The 17,493-nt window shown below is 61.8% G+C and carries 17 protein-coding genes; 15 read left to right on the top strand and 2 right to left on the bottom strand.

Annotated elements, in window-relative coordinates; all coding sequences use genetic code 11:
• The first annotated feature begins 108 nt into the window (after positions 1-108).
• The 14 genes from BLW70_RS07320 to BLW70_RS07255 are packed head-to-tail and all read left to right on the top strand — an operon-like array spanning position 109 to position 14,122.
• A complete protein-coding gene (locus tag BLW70_RS07320) occupies positions 109-843 on the top strand; it encodes a glycosyltransferase family 2 protein (RefSeq protein ID WP_074872968.1) in 735 nt (244 codons plus the stop codon).
• On the top strand, positions 840-1,787 hold the full coding sequence (locus BLW70_RS07315) for an LpxL/LpxP family acyltransferase (RefSeq protein ID WP_074872966.1): 948 nt from the start codon (positions 840-842) through the stop codon (positions 1,785-1,787). The genes BLW70_RS07320 and BLW70_RS07315 overlap by 4 nt, the downstream gene beginning before the upstream one ends.
• Positions 1,768-3,312 carry an HAL/PAL/TAL family ammonia-lyase gene (locus BLW70_RS07310; RefSeq protein WP_074872963.1) on the top strand — a complete coding sequence of 515 codons (1,545 nt, stop codon included), beginning with the start codon at positions 1,768-1,770 and terminating at the stop codon, positions 3,310-3,312. Before BLW70_RS07315 ends, BLW70_RS07310 begins: the two co-directional genes overlap by 20 nt.
• Entirely contained in the window at positions 3,305-3,730 is a 426-nt protein-coding gene (locus BLW70_RS07305) for an acyl-CoA thioesterase (RefSeq protein WP_074872960.1), read from the top strand. Before BLW70_RS07310 ends, BLW70_RS07305 begins: the two co-directional genes overlap by 8 nt.
• A complete protein-coding gene (locus BLW70_RS07300; RefSeq protein ID WP_235864988.1) occupies positions 3,727-4,479 on the top strand; it encodes an outer membrane lipoprotein carrier protein LolA in 753 nt (250 codons plus the stop codon). The genes BLW70_RS07305 and BLW70_RS07300 overlap by 4 nt, the downstream gene beginning before the upstream one ends.
• Positions 4,463-6,802: an MMPL family transporter gene (locus tag BLW70_RS07295; protein WP_074872956.1), complete on the top strand. Its 2,340-nt coding sequence runs from the start codon at positions 4,463-4,465 to the stop codon at positions 6,800-6,802. Before BLW70_RS07300 ends, BLW70_RS07295 begins: the two co-directional genes overlap by 17 nt.
• Positions 6,802-7,959: a cation:proton antiporter gene (locus tag BLW70_RS07290; RefSeq protein ID WP_074880456.1), complete on the top strand. Its 1,158-nt coding sequence runs from the start codon at positions 6,802-6,804 to the stop codon at positions 7,957-7,959. Before BLW70_RS07295 ends, BLW70_RS07290 begins: the two co-directional genes overlap by 1 nt.
• On the top strand, positions 7,946-9,193 hold the full coding sequence (locus BLW70_RS07285; protein WP_074872953.1) for an NAD(P)/FAD-dependent oxidoreductase: 1,248 nt from the start codon (positions 7,946-7,948) through the stop codon (positions 9,191-9,193). Before BLW70_RS07290 ends, BLW70_RS07285 begins: the two co-directional genes overlap by 14 nt.
• The gene (locus tag BLW70_RS07280; RefSeq protein ID WP_074872948.1) at positions 9,190-9,915 is read left to right on the top strand and encodes a class I SAM-dependent methyltransferase; all 726 of its coding nucleotides are present in this window, start codon (positions 9,190-9,192) and stop codon (positions 9,913-9,915) included. Before BLW70_RS07285 ends, BLW70_RS07280 begins: the two co-directional genes overlap by 4 nt.
• Positions 9,915-10,520: a hypothetical protein gene (locus tag BLW70_RS07275; protein ID WP_074872945.1), complete on the top strand. Its 606-nt coding sequence runs from the start codon at positions 9,915-9,917 to the stop codon at positions 10,518-10,520. The genes BLW70_RS07280 and BLW70_RS07275 overlap by 1 nt, the downstream gene beginning before the upstream one ends.
• Positions 10,517-11,713 carry a beta-ketoacyl-[acyl-carrier-protein] synthase family protein gene (locus BLW70_RS07270; RefSeq protein WP_074872942.1) on the top strand — a complete coding sequence of 399 codons (1,197 nt, stop codon included), beginning with the start codon at positions 10,517-10,519 and terminating at the stop codon, positions 11,711-11,713. The genes BLW70_RS07275 and BLW70_RS07270 overlap by 4 nt, the downstream gene beginning before the upstream one ends.
• Positions 11,710-12,171, top strand: coding sequence for a hotdog family protein (locus BLW70_RS07265; protein ID WP_074872940.1), 462 nt, complete (start codon positions 11,710-11,712; stop codon positions 12,169-12,171). The genes BLW70_RS07270 and BLW70_RS07265 overlap by 4 nt, the downstream gene beginning before the upstream one ends.
• Positions 12,168-12,896, top strand: coding sequence for a 3-oxoacyl-ACP reductase FabG (gene fabG / locus BLW70_RS07260; protein WP_074872936.1), 729 nt, complete (start codon positions 12,168-12,170; stop codon positions 12,894-12,896). The genes BLW70_RS07265 and fabG overlap by 4 nt, the downstream gene beginning before the upstream one ends.
• Positions 12,896-14,122 carry a beta-ketoacyl-ACP synthase gene (locus BLW70_RS07255; protein WP_074872933.1) on the top strand — a complete coding sequence of 409 codons (1,227 nt, stop codon included), beginning with the start codon at positions 12,896-12,898 and terminating at the stop codon, positions 14,120-14,122. The genes fabG and BLW70_RS07255 overlap by 1 nt, the downstream gene beginning before the upstream one ends.
• Before the next feature lie 274 nt (positions 14,123-14,396).
• Here BLW70_RS07255 and BLW70_RS07250 read toward each other — a convergent pair whose 3' ends face one another.
• A complete protein-coding gene (locus BLW70_RS07250) occupies positions 14,397-14,654 on the bottom strand; it encodes a DUF6124 family protein (RefSeq protein WP_074872930.1) in 258 nt (85 codons plus the stop codon).
• 515 nt (positions 14,655-15,169) lie between these two features.
• Complete coding sequence (locus tag BLW70_RS07245; protein ID WP_074872929.1) at positions 15,170-16,072, bottom strand: LysR family transcriptional regulator; 903 nt, start codon at positions 16,070-16,072, stop codon at positions 15,170-15,172.
• A 166-nt stretch (positions 16,073-16,238) separates the two neighbouring features.
• Here BLW70_RS07245 and BLW70_RS07240 point away from each other — a divergent pair, with 166 nt between their 5' ends.
• On the top strand, positions 16,239-17,465 hold the full coding sequence (locus tag BLW70_RS07240) for an MFS transporter (RefSeq protein ID WP_413037960.1): 1,227 nt from the start codon (positions 16,239-16,241) through the stop codon (positions 17,463-17,465).
• Positions 17,466-17,493 lie beyond the last annotated feature (28 nt).

The following is a 17,493-nucleotide window of genomic DNA, read 5'->3' as shown; positions in this document are numbered from 1 at the left end:
ATCGCGAGCAGGCTCACTCCCACACTGGATCTGCGCCCTGCACGAATCCCCTGTGGGAGCGAGCCTGCTCGCGATGCAGGCACCTCGGTCTTTCAGGTGTGAGCCAACATGCATAACCCCTGCGCAATCGTCCCGGTCTACAACCACGAAACCGCCATCACCACGGTGGTTGAAGCGCTGCTCGCCAGCAACCTGCCATGCATTCTGGTGGACGATGCGAGCGATAAACCTTGTGCAAAAGTGCTCGATCAACTGGCCCTGCGCGACAAAGTGTTCCTGATCCGGCTCGGCGCCAACCAGGGCAAGGGTGGCGCTGTCATGACCGGCATGCGCGAAGCCTCGCGCCTGGGCTTCAGCCACGCCCTGCAGGTGGACGCCGACGGCCAGCATGACTTGCAAGACGTCCAGACCTTTATCGAACTGTCACGCGCCCATCCCGACGCGGTGATCTGCGGCTATCCGCGGTACGACGCCAGCGTGCCGAAAGGTCGCCTGTACGCCCGCTACCTGACTCACGTCATGGTCTGGATCAACACCCTGTCGTTGCAGATTCGCGATTCCATGTGCGGCTTCCGCGTCTATCCGTTACCACCGACCCTGGCGCTGATCGATTCGGCGAAGATCGGCAAGCGCATGGACTTCGACTCGGACATTCTGGTACGACTGGCCTGGCGCAATGTGCCCATGCAATGGCTGCAAACCAACGTCCGTTACCCGCTGGATGGCGTCTCGCATTTCCGCCTGTTCTACGACAACGTTTTGATAACGAGCATGCACACCCGGTTGTTCTTCGGCATGTTGCTGCGGGCGCCAGTGATTCTCTGGCGACGGTGGCGAGCATGAGCACTGACGCCGATAAAAAGCACTGGGCTGATCGCCAGGAGCGCGGCAGTTTCTGGCTGATGAAATTCACTGCACTCTGCGCCAAAGTGCTCGGTCGTCGACTGCTGAGCCCGCTGCTGTACGGCATCGTCCTGTATTTTTTCCTGTTCGGGCGCAGCGCCCGTCACAGCGCCTGGCAATACCAGCAGCGGCTCGCCGACTGGAGTGGTCGCAACGAATTGCGCCCGAGCCATTGGCGAGTCTTCAGCCAATTCATGGCCTTCGCCGACTCAATGCTCGACAAGCTCGACGTCTGGAACGGCAAGTTGAGCATCGAACAGATCGAAATCATCGACCCGGCCTTGCTGCGCAATCAACTGCGCGGCACCCGCGGGCAGATGCTGGTAGGCGCGCATCTGGGCAATCTCGAGGTCTGCCGTGCGCTGGCCGAGATCGGCGAAAAAGTCACGATGAACGTGCTGGTGCACACCAAGCACGCCGAGCAATTCAACCGCTTGCTCGGTGAAGCCGGCGCGACCAATTTGCGCCTGATTCAGGTCAGCGAGCTGGACCCGCTGATCATGCTGCAACTCCATGAGCGCCTGGAACGCGGCGAATGGCTGGCGATTGCCGGCGATCGCGTGCCGCTGCACGGCGGGCGCAGCGTGACGGTGGATTTCCTCGGCCATCCAGCTGCGTTCCCGCAGGGGCCCTGGTTGATGGCCGGTCTGCTGAAATGCCCGATCAACCTGATGCTATGCCTGAAGAAGCCGACGGGCGACTATCGACTGACCCTCGAACCGTTCGCCGACGCCGTGGTGTGGAAGCGCAGCGACCGCGAGCAGGTCATTCATCAGTGGGCTTCCCGCTATGCCGAACGCTTGGGTCACTATTGCCTTGAAGCGCCCCGACAATGGTTCAACTTTTACCCTTTCTGGAAGACCGATGACGACGCCAACGCTTGAGCCGGTAACCTTCGGCGAACTCCCTTTGCGCATCGAAGACGTGCTGGCCCTGGCCAACCGTCAGGTGCCGACGCAGTTGCAAAGCGACCCTGCGTACCGCGAGCGTATAGCCAAGGGCGCGCGATTCCTGGACTCCCTGCTGGACAAGGAAGGCGTGATCTACGGCGTGACCACCGGTTACGGCGATTCCTGTGTGGTCGCGGTGCCGCTGCATCACGTCGAGGCATTGCCTCGTCATTTGTACACCTTCCACGGCTGCGGCCTGGGCAAACTGCTTGATGCGCAGGCCACTCGCGCGGTGCTGGCGGCGCGTTTGCAGTCGTTGTGCCACGGCGTGTCCGGGGTGCGTGTGGAACTGCTGGAACGCCTGCAAGCCTTCCTCGAACACGACATTCTGCCGCTGATTCCGGAAGAGGGCTCGGTGGGCGCCAGCGGTGATCTGACGCCGTTGTCCTATGTCGCCGCGACGTTGTCCGGCGAGCGTGAAGTGATGTTCCGGGGTGAGCGCCGGCAAGCGGCCGACGTACACCGCGAACTGGGTTGGGAGCCGCTGGTACTGCGCCCCAAAGAAGCCCTGGCGCTGATGAACGGCACCGCTGTCATGACCGGCCTCGCGTGCCTGGCCTATGCCCGTGCCGATTACCTGCTGCAACTGGCCACGCGCATTACCGCGTTGAACGTGGTCGCCCTGCAAGGCAACCCCGAGCACTTCGACGAACGCCTGTTCGCCACCAAACCGCATCCGGGGCAAATGCAAGTCGCCGCGTGGCTGCGCAAGGATCTGGCGATCGACGCGCCGACCGCGCCGCTGCATCGTCTGCAAGACCGCTATTCCCTGCGTTGCGCACCCCACGTCCTCGGCGTATTGGCCGACAGCCTGAACTGGCTGCGCTCGTTCATCGAGATCGAGCTCAACAGCGCCAACGACAACCCGATCATCGACGCCGAAGCCGAGCGCGTGCTGCACGGCGGGCACTTCTACGGCGGCCACATTGCGTTCGCCATGGACAGTCTGAAAAACCTGGTGGCCAATGTCGCCGACCTGCTTGATCGTCAACTCGCCCTGCTGGTGGACGAGCGTTACAACCACGGTTTGCCGAGCAACCTGTCCGGCGCCAGCGCGGATCGGGCGATGCTCAACCATGGCTTCAAAGCCGTGCAGATCGGCACCAGTGCCTGGACCGCCGAAGCGCTGAAAAACACCATGCCGGCCAGCGTCTTCTCGCGCTCCACCGAATGCCACAACCAGGACAAAGTGAGCATGGGCACCATCGCCGCCCGCGATGCGATCCGTGTGCTGGAGCTGACCGAACAGGTCGCCGCCGCCACCCTGCTGGCCGCCAACCAAGGCGTCTGGCTGCGCAGCAAGGCCGAGGATGCACGACCATTGCCGCCAGCCCTGGCCGCCATGCACGAAGAGTTGGCCAAGGACTTCCCGCCAGTCATCGAAGACCGCGCGCTGGAAGGTGAACTGCGCCTGTGTCTGCACCGCATCGCCGAGCAACACTGGAGGCTGCATGCGTAGCAAGGGAGTGCTTCACACCGATACGGAAATCCTCGTGCCGTTCTTTGATGTCGACACGATGAACGTCGTCTGGCACGGCCATTACGTCAAATACCTGGAAGTCGCCCGCTGCGCACTGCTGGACAAGATCGGCCACAACTACACGGCCATGGTCGAGTCGGGTTACGCCTGGCCGGTGATCGATCTGCAATTGCGTTATGTGCGCGGCGCCGTGTTCGGCCAAAAGCTCAACGTGCGGGCCAATCTGGTGGAATGGGAGAACCGTCTGAAGATCAGCTACCTGATCAGCGATCTGCAAACCGGCGAACGCTTGACCCGCGCCAGTTCCGTGCAGGTCGCCGTGGACATGAGCAGCCGCGAAATGCAGTTGGCCTCACCCAGGGTCTTCACCGACGCCGTTGAAAGGGTGCTCGCATGAACCTGCTGAAAACCCTTTGTAGCAGCTGCCGAGCCCGCGAGGCTGCGTTCGGCGGCGAAGCCGTCGCAAAACCTGCACATGCGGTCTATCAGAAGAAACCCAGGGCGACTGCTGCGCCCGAGCGCGGACCGGCCGACGCAGGCTTCGCCAGCTGCTACAGGTTCGTGGTGGCGCTGGTATTGGCGTTGGGTTTTTCTTCGTTGGCGCAGGCTTTTGATTTGCAGCAGTTGAGCGATCAATTGGCAAAACCTGACGTGATCCACGGCAGCTTCATCCAGGAAAAGCACCTGCGTGCCCTGCCCCAGCCGCTGACCAGCAAGGGCACTTTCGTCCTCGCTAAAAACCACGGTTTGCTCTGGCTGCTGAAAAGCCCCCTGCAACAGGATTACCGCATCAGCGACAAAGGCATTGCCCGACGTGACGCCAGCGGTTGGCAGATGCTGCCGAGCAAGAGTGCCGGCGCCGAGCAGAACCGTTTGTTCCTCGCCGTCCTGCAAGGCGACAGCAGCGGGCTGCAACGGGATTTCGAGCTTTCACTGAGCGGCGATGCACAGAACTGGAAGCTGACGCTGACCCCGCGCTCCATGCTGCTCAAACAGGTGTTCACGCAGATCAACATTGCCGGCGGCGAACTGGTGCACAGCATCGAGCTGCTCGAAACCCAAGGCGACAGCACCCTCTTGCGCATGCAGGACGTCACCAGCGCCCAACCGTTGAGCGACGCGGAGCAACATGACTTTGCCGAGTGAACGGAGGCTTCCATGGTTGTTTCTGATCCTGCTGCTGGCGGTGCTTGCGCTCGCCGGCTGGCAATGGCGTGACGGCGCCCCGCTGTCGGCCAACCTGATGGAACTGGTGCCGGGCACGGCGCCAGACCCGCTGGAACTGCGCGCCGAACAGCGCATGCAAGAACCACTGAACCGCGAAATGCTGGTGCTGGTCGGTCACACCGATCGCCAGCAAGCGGTCGCGATGGCGCAGAAACTGGGTGAGCAATGGCAGGCGAGCGGCTTGTTCGAGAAGGTCCAATGGAACCTGCAAGCCGACTTGCCGGCGCTGCGCACGCAGTTGCTCAATGGCCGACTCGCGATGTTGTCAGCGGCTGACCGACAGCAACTGATCGAGCATCCCGACGCCTTTATCCAGCAGCGAGTCCAAGCGCTGTTCGACCCCTTCACCGGTTTCAGTCTGGTGCCGAGCCAGGATGACTGGCTGGGCCTGACCGGACGCATCCAGAACAGCCAGCCGCAGCGCGGTTCGGTGCAATTGGACATCGGCAGCGGTGCGCTGGTGGCCGATGCCGACGGCAAGAGTTGGGTGCTGCTGCGCTCGCGCACCACGGGCAACGCCTTCGACATGAACCTGCCGCTGCAAGTGGCCGACCTGCTCCAGCACAGCCGTGAAGAAGCCGCCCACGCCAACGTCCAATTGCTTGCCGCCAGCGGTTTGCTCTATGCGGCCAGTGGGCAAAAGCAAGCCGCCCGGGAAATGACCTGGGTCGGTGGCGGCGCCACGGCGGGCATTCTGTTGCTGTTGTTGCTGGCCTTCCGGCGCTGGCGGGTGTTGCTGGCCTTCGTCCCGGTGCTGGTCGGCATGCTCTTCGGCGCGGTGGCCTGTGTGGCGCTGTTCGGCCGGATGCATGTGATGACACTGGTGCTCGGTTCGAGCCTGATCGGCGTAGCGGTCGATTACCCGCTGCATTACCTGTCCAAGAGCTGGAGCCTGAAACCCTGGCACAGTTGGCCGGCCCTGCGCCTGACGTTGCCGGGCCTGACGCTGAGCCTGATCACCAGTTGCATCGGTTACCTGGCCCTGGCCTGGACACCGTTCCCGGCGCTGACCCAAATCGCCGTGTTCTCTGCCGCGGGTCTGCTCGGCGCTTATTTGTCCGCGGTGTGCCTGCTGCCGGCGCTGCTCAAGGGCGCAGATTTGCGTCCAGCGCAGTGGCCGCTGCGGGTAGCCGAGTATTTGCTGGGGCGGCGTGAAGCGCTGCTCAAACTCGCGAGTACGCCGGTGCTGCTGGCGCTGCTGATCGCCTTTTGTGTGGCCGGCCTGTTGCAGCTCGAGACCAAAAACGACATTCGCCAATGGGTCGGTGCGCCGCAGCAACTGACTGACGAAGCACAAACCATTGCGCGCATCACCGGCTATCAACCCACCAGCCAGTTTTTCCTGGTGCGCGCGGCCAATCAGCAGCAACTGCTGGAACGCCAAACCGCGCTGAGCGAGCGGCTGGATCAGTTGGTCAACCTGGACAAACTCCAGGGTTATCTGTCGCTCAATCAATTGGTCAGCCAACCCACCGAACAGCGCAAAGTGCGTGAAGCGCTGAACAAGTTGCCGCAGTTCTGGCAACCGCTGCTCGATGTCGGCGTGCCCGCCGAGGCGCTGCAAGCTGAGCTTACGAAATTGCAGGCGCTGCCCACCGAAGACATCGACGCGGCGCTGGTCGGTCCGTTGGCCGAGCCCTATCGCCCGCTGTGGCTGGGACCGACCGAGGACGGCGTAGCGGCGATGGTCAGTCTGCAAGGCTTGAACAACCCCTCTCTGCTGCGCGTCCAGGCGCTGGATTTGCCGGGCGTGGAACTGGTGGATCGCCTCGGTGAGTTGAACAAGGTGTTCGCCGACACCCAGATCAGTGCCGCAGAGTTGAAACTCGCTTCCTGCGTGTTGATCGTGCTGGTGCTGATCCTGCCGTTCGGTTTCGGCGGCGCCCTGCGAATCGTCGCCCTGCCGCTGTTGGCCGCACTGTGCAGCCTGGCCAGTCTCGGCTGGATGGGCCAACCGCTGACGCTGTTCAGCCTGTTCGGCCTGCTGCTGGTGACGGCCATCAGCGTCGATTACGCGATCCTCATGCGTGAACAGGTCGGCGGCGCTGCCGTGAGCCTGCTGGGCACCTTGCTGGCGGCGCTGACCACCTGGCTGTCGTTCGGTTTGCTGGCGGTGTCCAGCACGCCGGCGGTGAGCAATTTCGGTCTGTCGGTGAGCCTGGGGCTGGCATTCAGCTTCATTCTTGCGCCGTGGGCCGGACGCCAGGTTCACGTTGCCCCGGTCACGGAGTCGGCGACATGATGATCGTCGTGTTCTGGATCATGGCCCTGGCGCTGTTCGCCGTGGCCACCCGTGTCGGGCGTCACTTCGGCGTGATCCCGATTGTCAGCCAGTTGCTGCTGGCGACCTTCGGCCTGCCGCTGCTGATGTACTTCTGGATCGAGCCCCAATGGCAATTGAGCGGCGCCGCGCTGGTCGCGCCGGTCTGGCTGAAAAACCTCTACAGCCTGGGTTTTGCCTTGTTGCTGGGGCACATTCTCAGTGACGTGATTGACCTGCGACTTGACCGTCAAAGCCTGAAAATCGCCCTGCCGAGTTTTTGCATTCCATTTGCCTGCGGTCTCGCGACAGCGGTCTGGCTATTGCCGCCGCAACCCTGGATCAGTTCCCTGGCGGTCGGCCTGCTGTTCGCCATCACCGCGATTCCGGTGTTGTATCTGTACCTGCGGCACATCAAGTACCCACCTGCCGCTACCCGGCGACTGGTGCAGACCGCGATCCTCATCGACCTCACTTGCTGGACCCTGTTTGCCATCGCCCAGGGCAGCCTGCACCTGAGCAGCCTGTTACTGCCGCTGGCCGGCGCCTGCCTGCCGTTGCTGCTGCGTCTGCTGCGCTTGCGCCAGCCATTGCTGCACAGCGTGTGCTTCTTCGCGCTGCTGGTCGTGGCGGAACACTTCAAGCTCAATGCGCTGATTTTCGGCATCGGTTACCTGCTGTGGATGGCCGCGCTCAAAGTGCCGCTGGTGTTGCCGCTGCCGGTGATCTGGATGAGTCACTTGCAGACGTATATCGCGATCCCGCTGATCCTCACGTTCGGCATCGTGCAAATCAATGTCCACGCGGCCATGGCCAGCCTCGGTTGGGTACAACTGGCGGCACTGCTGCTGTTCCCGATTGCCAGTAAGCTGCTGGGCAACTGGCTGGGCCTCGGCTGGGCCGGCGCCTCGTTTGAGGGCGCCAGCCGCTGGCGCGAAAGCGTCTTGCTGAATATTCGTGGCTTGAGCGAGATCGTCTTTCTCAACCTGCTGCTGCAACAACAGCTCATCAGCCCGGCGCTGTACTTCGCGCTGATGGTGATGGGCCTGATCGCGACACTGCTGCCGGCACTCGCCGGTATGCACCGAACCCCTCTGAACATCGCCGTCCCGGCAAGGAGCTCCCGTGCCAACAGTTGAAATGGAACATCGTCAGGTCGTGGTGATCGGTGCAGGTCCATCGGGCGCCATCGCCGCCGCGCTGCTCAAGCGCAAAGGCCATGACGTATTGATGATCGAACGCCAGCATTTCCCAAGGTTTTCCATCGGTGAAAGCCTGCTGTCCCACTGCCTGGATTTCGTCGAAGAAGCGGGCATGCTCGAGGCGGTGAATGCCGCCGGATTCCAGTTGAAAAACGGTGCGGCATTCGCTTGGGGCGAGCAATACAGCGCCTTTGATTTCGGCGAGACGTTCAGCAATGGCAAGCCGACCACCTTCCAGGTCCAGCGGGCCGATTTCGACAAGCTGCTGGCCGATCAGGCCGCGCTGCAAGGGGTGGACGTTCGTTACGGCGAAGCCATCGTCAGCGTCGATTTCACCCTGGCGAAACCGCAACTGGACGTGCTTCGCGAAGACGGCAGCCAGTACCGCGTCGAAGCCGATTTCGTGCTGGATGCCAGCGGCTACGGCCGTGTGCTGCCGCGTCTGCTCGATCTTGAAGCGCCGTCGAATTTCCCGGTGCGCCAGGCCGTGTTCACCCACGTCGAAGACCACATCGACAACCCGGCCTTCGAACGGGAAAAAATCCTCATCACCACCCATCCGATCCACCGCGACATTTGGTTCTGGACCATCCCGTTCAGCGACGGTCGTTGCTCGGTGGGCGTGGTCGCGGCAGCCGAACACTTCGAAGGCCGCATGGAGAACCTGGACGATTGCCTGCGTGGGTTCATCGCTGAAACCCCAAGCCTGGCCGGTGTGCTGAACAACGCTGTGTGGGACACGCCTGCCCGAACCATCGGCGGCTACTCGGCCAACGTCAAAACCCTCCACGGGCCAGGCTTTGCCCTGCTCGGCAACGCGGCGGAATTCCTCGACCCGGTGTTCTCCTCCGGCGTGACCATCGCCATGCGCTCGGCGAGCATGGCCGCCGCGGTGCTGCATCGCCAACTGCAAGGCGAAAGTGTCGACTGGCAGACCGAGTTCGCCATCCCGCTCAAGCGCGGCGTCGACACGTTCCGTTGCTACGTCGAAGGCTGGTACGCCGGGACGTTCCAGGATGTGATTTATTTCGAGGGCGGCTCGCCGGATATTCGCCGCATGATCAGTTCGATCCTTGCTGGTTATGCCTGGGACGAACGTAATCCGTTCGTCACCGAACCCAAGCGTCGGCTGCGGATGCTCTCGGAGCTCTGTGCAAAGGACGCCACATGAGCTACTTGAGCGACACCTACGTCGAAGAGACCCGCTTCGGTTTCTGGTTCCTGCGCAGCCACACCTGGCAGCACCATGTTCTGCGAGTGGCAATCACCGATTTGCGCAGCCTGTTCAGCGAAGCACCGCCGAGCAACCCGGTGCTGCTGGATGCCGGTTGCGGTCAGGGCAAGTCGTTTCAGTACTTGCGCCAGACCTTTGCGCCCCAGCGCCTGATCGGTCTGGACGCTGACCCGCACAGCCTGAACCTGGCCGGCGAAGAAGCCGTCCGCCAAGGCATGGCGGTGGAGTTGATCGGCAGCGACTGCGCGAGCATCAACGTCCCGGACGCCAGCGTCGATTTGCTGTTCTGCCACCAGACCTTCCATCATCTGGTGCAGCAACAACAGGCACTGGCCGAGTTCTACCGCGTGCTCAAACCCGGTGGCTATCTGCTGTTCGCCGAATCCACCGAGGCTTACATTGATACCTGGGTGATCCGCTGGTTGTTCCGTCATCCGATGCACGTGCAAAAGAGCGCCGCCGGGTACCTGGACATGATTCGCCAGCAGGGTTTCGAACTCGGCTCGCAGAATGTGTCTTATCCATACTTGTGGTGGAGCCGCGCCAAGGATTTCGGGCTGTTTGAACGCTTGGGTCTGCGCCGGCCAAAGCCCTTCGGCCAACGGGAAGAAACCCTGGTCAATGTGGTCGCGCGCAAACCTCTTGAGGGTGTTGTGTGATGTTCAGTGCAACTCAAACCTGTGGGAGCGAGCCTGCTCGCGATAGCGGTGGGTCAGCCAACATAACTGTTGAATGCAGTGCCCTCATCGCGAGCAGGCTCGCTCCCACAGGGATAGCGGGCATTCTGCGATTTCTGCTGCTTGGCGCGGTCCTGTTGCTGAGTGCCTGTGCCAGCCGGGCGCCTTTGCCCGAGCAAACCCCGAACCTGTCGTTGCCGCTGCAATTGCACATCCAGCGTCTGGTGGCCGACCAACGGCAGGACTGGGTGCTGGTGATCCAGCGTGAAGGCCCTGGCATTCGCTGGTCGATGATGGACTTGCTGGGCATTCCCCAGGCACGCCAGAAACTGGTCGATGGCAAATGGCAAGCTGACGGTCTGCTGCCGCCCAATCCAGAAGCGCGAGAGCTGTTCGCTGCGCTGCTGTTTGCGCTGACCCCTAAAGATGAACTGTCGGGCAACTATCCCGCCGCGTGGCAGCATGGCTCGCAACGGTCCTTGCCAGCGCACTGGGAAGTTCGCTACTCACAACCCATGAGCTTTGAATTGAACCTGCCCAAAGGCCCGAAATATCAAGTCACGCCGCTCAGCGGGGAGACGCCATGACGGCCTACCTGAATGCCCTCGGGGTGATCTGCGCCCTGGGCCGTGACAAGTCCGAAGTCGCCCGCAACCTGTTTGCCGGTGATTGTTCGGGCATGCGTGATGAGGCTGGCTGGGTGGCAGAACGGTCGCTGCCCGTGGCCGCGGTCCAAGGCGAACTGGCGCCGATCCCGGCCGAGCTTGCGCCGCAAAACACCCGCAATAATCAATTGCTGCTGGAAGCCGCGCTGCAAATTCGCGAAGACATCGACCAGGCGATCCAGACCTACGGCCGCGACCGCATCGGTATCGTCCTGGGCACCAGCACCTCGGGCATCGACGAAGCCAGTCGCGGCCTGGCCCATTACATCCGCGAGCATCAGTTCCCGGCCAGTTACGACTATCAGCAACAGGAACTCGGCGCCCCGGCGAACTTCCTCGCCGACTGGCTGCAATTGAGCGGCCCGGCCTATGTGATTTCCACGGCCTGCACCTCCAGCGCCCGAGCGCTGATGAGTGCGCAGCGACTGCTGGACCTGGGCATTTGCGACGCGGTGCTGTGCGGCGGTGTCGACAGCCTGTGCAAGTTGACCCTCAATGGGTTCTCGGCGCTGGAAGCGGTGTCCGGGCAACGCTGCAACCCGTTTTCGGTGAACCGTAACGGCATCAACATTGGCGAAGCGGCGGTGCTGTTTTTGATGAGCAAAAATGTCGGCGACAGCCAGCCGATTGCCCTGCTCGGCAGTGGCGCCAGCTCCGATGCCCACCACATTTCCGCACCGGAGCCGACCGGCCGCGGCGCCCTGCAAGCGATGCGCAAAGCCTTGAGCCGCGCCCAACTGCAACCGCAGCAGATCGATTACCTCAACCTGCACGGCACCGCCACCCAACACAACGACGCCATGGAAAGCCTGGCGGTGGCGACGTTGTTCCCGGCGGGGGTGCCGTGTTCGTCGACCAAACCCATGACCGGCCATACCCTCGGGGCGGCCGGCGCGCTGGAAGCGGCGTTCTGCTGGTTGAGCCTGAGTGCAGGCAACCGCGAGCACGCCCTGCCGCCCCACATCTGGGACGGCCAACCGGACCCCGATTTGCCAGCCCTGAAATGGGTGACCCCGGCCGATCGCCTGACGTCCATTGCACCTCGCTATCTGATGAGCAATTCCTTTGCCTTCGGTGGTAACAACGTCAGCCTGATTATCGGAGACGCCCCATGATTGACTGGCCGATCGCCGAGCTGCTGCCGCACGCTGGCGACATGATCTTCATCGAACAGATCCTGTCGTTCGATGACGAGCAGATTTACACCCGCCTCACGGTCAAGCCCGACGGCCTGTTCAACCGCCCGGACGGCAGCCTGCCGGCCTGGGTCGGCATCGAACTGATGGCCCAGAGCGTCGCCGCCTATGCCGGTTGCCACGCGCGCCAGCGAGGCGATGCGGTGGAGCTGGGGTTTCTGCTCGGCACCCGCAAATTCGAATGCAACGTCGAGCACTTCCCCGTGGGCACCGAGCTGACGATCCACGGCATCCGCTCGCTGGAAGACGACAACGGCATGGGCGTGTTCGAATGCCACATCACCGCCCCCGGCATTCACGCTACCGCTCGTCTGAACGTGTTCCGTCCGCCTCAGGCCGCCCAATACCTTCATGAAACCCAAGGAACCCAGCCATGACTGAATCCGTACTGATCACCGGTTCCAGCCGTGGCATCGGACGCGCTATCGCTTTGCGTCTGGCCCAGGCCGGGCACGACATCGTGCTGCATTGCCGCAGCGGCCTGGCGGACGCTGAAGCGGTGAAGGCGGAAATCGAAGCCTTGGGGCGCAACGTGCGCATAGTGCAATTCGACGTGTCCGATCGCGCCAACTGCAAAGCCATTCTCGAAGCCGACGTGGAAACCCACGGCGCCTATTACGGCGTGGTGCTGAACGCCGGCCTGACGCGCGACGGCGCTTTTCCAGCCCTTTCCGAGGATGATTGGGATGTGGTGATGCGCACCAACCTCGACGGTTTCTACAACGTGCTGCACCCGGTGATGATGCCGATGATTCGCCGTCGCGCGGCCGGACGGATTGTTTGCATCACCTCGGTGTCCGGGTTGATCGGCAACCGTGGCCAGGTCAACTACAGCGCCTCCAAGGCTGGCTTGATCGGCGCGGCAAAGGCGTTGGCGATTGAATTGGGCAAGCGCAAAATTACCGTTAACTGTGTCGCACCCGGCTTGATCGACACCGCGATGCTCGATGAAAACGTGCCGGTGGAAGAAATGATGAAAATGATCCCCGCACAACGCATGGGTACACCGGAAGAGGTGGCCAGCGCGGTGAATTTCCTGATGTCGGCGGAAGCGTCGTACATCACCCGGCAGGTTCTGGCCGTCAACGGAGGCCTGTGCTGATGAAGCGCGTCGTCGTCACCGGCATGGCCGGCATCACCTCACTGGGCAGCGATTGGGCCACCATCGTCGCCAACTTCGCGGCCAACCGCAGTGGCATTCGCCGGATGGACGAGTGGGATCGCTTCACCGAACTCAACACGCGCCTGGCGGGGCCGATCGACGACTTCAAAGTGCCGAGCCACTGGACCCGCAAGCAATTGCGCAGCATGGGCCGGGTCTCGCGCCTGGCGGTCGGTGCAGCGGAACAGGCATTGGCCGATGCCGGTCTGCTGGGTGACGAATCGATCAAGGACGGGCGCATGGGCGTTTCCTGCGGCTCCTCCACCGGCAGCACCGACGAGATCAAGGCGTTCGGCAACATGCTGCTCAACTCGGTGGCCGAGGGCCTGAACGCTAACTCCTACGTGCGCATGATGCCGCACACCACGGCGGCGAACATCAGCATCTTCTTCGGCCTCACCGGTCGACTGATCCCGACCTCCAGCGCTTGCACCAGCGGCAGTCAGGGCATCGGTTATGCCTACGAGTCGGTCAAGTTTGGCCGCCTGCCATTGATGCTCGCCGGCGGTGCCGAAGAACTGTGCCCCACCGAAGCGATGGTCTTCGATGCGCTCTACGCCACCAGCCTGAAAAACGATGCGCCGCAGACGTCCCCGCGCCCCTACGACAGTGGCCGCGATGGCCTGGTGATCGGTGAAGGCAGCGGCATGCTGGTGCTTGAAGAACTCGAACACGCCTTGGCTCGCGGTGCGCACATCCACGCCGAACTCGTCGGCTTCGGCAGCAACGCCGACGGCCAGCACGCCACCCGCCCAGAGCAGGTCACCATGCGCCGGGCCATGGAGCTGGCCCTGGAAGACGCCGGGCTGCAGCCTTCCGACATCGGCTATGTGAATGGTCACGGCACCGCCACTGAACAGGGCGACATTGCCGAAACACTGGCAACAAGCACGTTGTTCGGCGAGCACATGCCGATCAGCTCGCAAAAGAGTTTCCTCGGCCACACCCTCGGAGCCTGCGGTGCGCTGGAATCCTGGTTCAGCATCGAAATGATGAACCGCGACCTGTACGTCCACACCCTCAACCTCGACGACGTCGACCCGCACTGCGGCAAACTCGATTACCTGCGCGGCGAATTCCGGCAGATGAGCAACCAATACGTGATGAACAACAACTTTGCGTTTGGCGGGGTTAATACGTCGCTGATCTTTCGGCGCTGGTCGTAACGAGGCAATGCCCGGCAGATAAATAAACGCTGCGAGCAATGAATAACCTGTGGCGAGGGAGCTTGCTCCCGCTGGACTGCGTAGCAGTCCTTTCTTTTGGGGCCGCTTCGCGACCCAGCGGGAGCAAGCTCCCTCGCCACAATAGCGCCGTCTCAAACAGGTCGGTTCGACATAGCCCCGGCCCTGTCTGTCTCTGCGATGGCTGGTTACCCAGGATCCTCAGAGTCTCACAAGCCCCTCTCGGGAAAGCAGGCAGTGTTAGCGCCCTGACGCACTAGGATGGATCGAGGTTATCCAGCACCCGATTCACCGCCAGCTCCCCCAGCATGATCGACTGCTGAATCCCCAGCAGTGTGTTGCTTTGCGACCCTTGCAGAGACCTCGCGAAATCGCTCGCCATGACGTTGGCTGATGCCAGGGATTCACAGGCGTATGCCAGCAGGGTGTAATTGTCGATATTGGGGGCGATGAGGAAGATTTTGCTTGGTGTGCGTGTTTCGGAATCCGGCGGGTTCGGAGTTGGCTTGAACATTGGGAAGGTCTTCCTGTTAGTAGTGCCGCAACCTGTCTCGCTACTAAACGGAAGGGTGGCAGCTGCGCGCAAGTTAGTAGACCGGACACCGACCCAAATCCGGCGCACCCAAGGGCGCCATGCGCACAGCTACCATCAAGTGCAGACGTATGCCTGACTGAACGACACTTGTGCATTCGTTTGGGAGGGAAAACCGGGCTACTAAACCCGATCACTGGAAATCAGTGATGCGAACGAAATTACCGATAGCCCCCAAAGCGCACAAGCCGGCGGATTCTGGAGTAGTTGTAGGCAATGCCGCAAGGCGCTGTGGCCTGTTCAAGGTTGTTCGGAAATGTCTTACACCCTTAAGCGAAGCGTCCGATATGGCATCGGTAACTGCTCCTTTTTTGGTGAACTCGCGGACGCTTTCGCGGGCAAGCCCGCTCCCACAAAGTCCAGCAGCGTGCCGAAACAGGTGTTCACACCGCTGAACCCTGTGGGAGCGGGCTTGCCCGCGATTGACTGCGAAGCAGTCACGTCTTCAACGGCTCAACCTTACGCGTCAACAACTCCACAAACGCCTTGGCCATCGGCGACTTCTGATCCTTGCGCTGTACCAGCCACACGGCCGAAACCGCCTCAGGATCGAGCAACGGCCGATAGACCACCCCATCGATGCGCATCCGCTGATAAGACGCCGGCAGCACCGAAACACCCAACCCCGCCGCCACCAGACCAATGATCGTCATCGCTTCGCCCGCCTCTTGGGCAAAGTGCGGGCTGAAACCGGCATCCCGAGCCAGGCTGAGCAATTGTGCGTACAAACCACTGCCATAACTGCGTGGGAAAAATACGAAAGGCTCGAGGGCCAGGGCCGACAGAAACAAGCCCTCTTCGCTGTCGTTCACCAATGGATGCTTGGAGCTGAGCACCGCCACCAGTGGCTCACGCATCAGTTCCACCACGTTGAGCGAGTCCGGTAACCCAAGCGGTCGCATGATTCCTACTTCGATCGACTCCTCCACCAACGCATCGGCGACCTGGGTGCTGCTCATCTCCCGCAGGTTCAGGTGCACCGCCGGGAATCGCTGACGAAATGAAAAGATCGCCTGTGGAATAGTCGAGTTGAATGGCGCCGACGAGGTGAAGCCAATTTTCAGTTCGCCCAGCTCACCCAACTGCGCCCGCCGTGCAACATCCGCCGCTTTGTCGACCTGCGCCAGCACCAGCCGCGCCTCTTCCAGAAACAACCGGCCGGCTTCACTGAGCTCCACCCGACGATTGGTACGTTCGAACAACCGCGCTCCCACTTCTTGTTCCAGCGCCTGAATCTGCTGGCTCAGCGGTGGTTGCGAGATGCCCAGCACCTGGGCGGCGCGGCCGAAGTGCAGCTCTTCGGCGACGGCGATGAAGTAGCGCAGGTGACGCAGTTCCATGAAAACTCCATTAGGTCGTTAAACCTATCAAACAGGTCGAACAATATATTGGATTGAATCATTAGGCGGCTATATGCTTTTTTCATTGCCTGACCGGCTGCTTGTCCCGAGGTCTGAAGTGAAAACTGCTGTCGCCCCACTCGCTCATGAAGTTCCGCCCGCCGCGGTGGACGATGTTATCGCCGAATTAAAGGAGATCTACATCGAAAAAGGCACGCCAATGTTCATGCGTACCGTGCTGGCGCTGTTCTGTGGCGGCTTCGCGACCTTCGCCCTGCTTTATTGCGTGCAGCCAATGATGCCGCTGCTGTCCCATGAGTACGCCATCAACGCCGCCCAGAGCAGCCTGATCCTGTCGGTCGCCACCGGCATGCTCGCCATCGGCCTGCTGATCACCGGCCCGATCTCCGATCGCATCGGGCGCAAACCGGTGATGGTCGCCGCGCTGTTCGCCGCAGCGCTCTGCACCATCGCCAGTTCAATGATGCCGAGCTGGCACGGCGTGCTGGTGATGCGGGCGCTGATTGGGTTGTCATTGAGCGGCCTGGCAGCGGTCGCCATGACTTACCTGAGTGAAGAGATCCACCCGCAGCACATTGGCCTGGCCATGGGTTTGTACATCGCCGGCAACGCGATTGGCGGGATGTGCGGACGCTTGATCACTGGCGTGTTGATCGACTTTGTCAGCTGGCACACGGCGATGCTGGTAATCGGCGGCCTGGCCCTGATCGCGGCGGCGGTGTTCTGGAAAATCCTTCCCGAGTCGCGCAACTTCCGCGCCCGCTCTTTGCACCCGCGCAGCCTGATTGACGGGTTCACTCTGCACTTTCGTGACGCCGGCCTGCCGCTGCTATTCCTTGAAGCCTTCGTGCTGATGGGCGCGTTCGTCACCCTCTTCAACTACATCGGCTATCGCCTGCTGGCCGAGCCGTACCACATGGACCAGGCCTTCGTCGGGCTGCTCTCGGTGGTGTATCTGTCGGGTATCTACAGCTCAGCGAAAATCGGCTCGTTGGCCGACCAGCTCGGCCGTCGCAAAGTGCTCTGGGCGACGATCGTACTGATGATCGCCGGCCTTGCACTGACCATGTTGACGCCGCTGCCGGTGGTGATCATCGGTATGTTGATCTTTACCTTCGGTTTCTTCGGCGCCCATTCGGTGGCGAGTAGCTGGATTGGGCGTCGGGCGATCAAAGCCAAGGGGCAGGCGTCGTCGCTGTATCTGTTCAGCTATTACGCCGGGTCGAGCATTGCCGGGACGGCGGGCGGGGTGTTCTGGCACATGGGTGGCTGGAACGGGATCGGGTTGTTCATCGGCGGGTTGCTGGTGATTGCGCTGCTGGTGGCGTTGAAACTGGCGAAGTTGCCGCCGCTCGGCGGTGTAAAGGCTTAAACACAAATATCCAGTCAACCATAAACAA

Origin of the sequence: Pseudomonas frederiksbergensis (genome assembly GCF_900105495.1) — a bacterium.
GTDB classification, from domain to species: domain Bacteria; phylum Pseudomonadota; class Gammaproteobacteria; order Pseudomonadales; family Pseudomonadaceae; genus Aquipseudomonas; species Aquipseudomonas frederiksbergensis.
Note: the sequence above shows the minus strand (reverse complement) of the source record. Positions and strands in the feature narration are given on the sequence as shown.

What these genes read in the sequence shown, in the direction of transcription:
- BLW70_RS07320 (WP_074872968.1), top strand. Translation starts at nt 109, where the DNA reads ATGCATAACCCCTGCGCAATCGTCCCGGTCTACAACCACGAAACCGCC.
- BLW70_RS07315 (WP_074872966.1), top strand. Translation starts at nt 840, where the DNA reads ATGAGCACTGACGCCGATAAAAAGCACTGGGCTGATCGCCAGGAGCGC.
- BLW70_RS07310 (WP_074872963.1), top strand. Translation starts at nt 1,768, where the DNA reads ATGACGACGCCAACGCTTGAGCCGGTAACCTTCGGCGAACTCCCTTTG.
- BLW70_RS07305 (WP_074872960.1), top strand. Translation starts at nt 3,305, where the DNA reads ATGCGTAGCAAGGGAGTGCTTCACACCGATACGGAAATCCTCGTGCCG.
- BLW70_RS07300 (WP_235864988.1), top strand. Translation starts at nt 3,727, where the DNA reads ATGAACCTGCTGAAAACCCTTTGTAGCAGCTGCCGAGCCCGCGAGGCT.
- BLW70_RS07295 (WP_074872956.1), top strand. Translation starts at nt 4,463, where the DNA reads ATGACTTTGCCGAGTGAACGGAGGCTTCCATGGTTGTTTCTGATCCTG.
- BLW70_RS07290 (WP_074880456.1), top strand. Translation starts at nt 6,802, where the DNA reads ATGATCGTCGTGTTCTGGATCATGGCCCTGGCGCTGTTCGCCGTGGCC.
- BLW70_RS07280 (WP_074872948.1), top strand. Translation starts at nt 9,190, where the DNA reads ATGAGCTACTTGAGCGACACCTACGTCGAAGAGACCCGCTTCGGTTTC.
- BLW70_RS07275 (WP_074872945.1), top strand. Translation starts at nt 9,915, where the DNA reads ATGTTCAGTGCAACTCAAACCTGTGGGAGCGAGCCTGCTCGCGATAGC.
- BLW70_RS07270 (WP_074872942.1), top strand. Translation starts at nt 10,517, where the DNA reads ATGACGGCCTACCTGAATGCCCTCGGGGTGATCTGCGCCCTGGGCCGT.
- BLW70_RS07265 (WP_074872940.1), top strand. Translation starts at nt 11,710, where the DNA reads ATGATTGACTGGCCGATCGCCGAGCTGCTGCCGCACGCTGGCGACATG.
- fabG (WP_074872936.1), top strand. Translation starts at nt 12,168, where the DNA reads ATGACTGAATCCGTACTGATCACCGGTTCCAGCCGTGGCATCGGACGC.
- BLW70_RS07255 (WP_074872933.1), top strand. Translation starts at nt 12,896, where the DNA reads ATGAAGCGCGTCGTCGTCACCGGCATGGCCGGCATCACCTCACTGGGC.
- BLW70_RS07250 (WP_074872930.1), bottom strand. Translation starts at nt 14,654, where the DNA reads ATGTTCAAGCCAACTCCGAACCCGCCGGATTCCGAAACACGCACACCA.
- BLW70_RS07245 (WP_074872929.1), bottom strand. Translation starts at nt 16,072, where the DNA reads ATGGAACTGCGTCACCTGCGCTACTTCATCGCCGTCGCCGAAGAGCTG.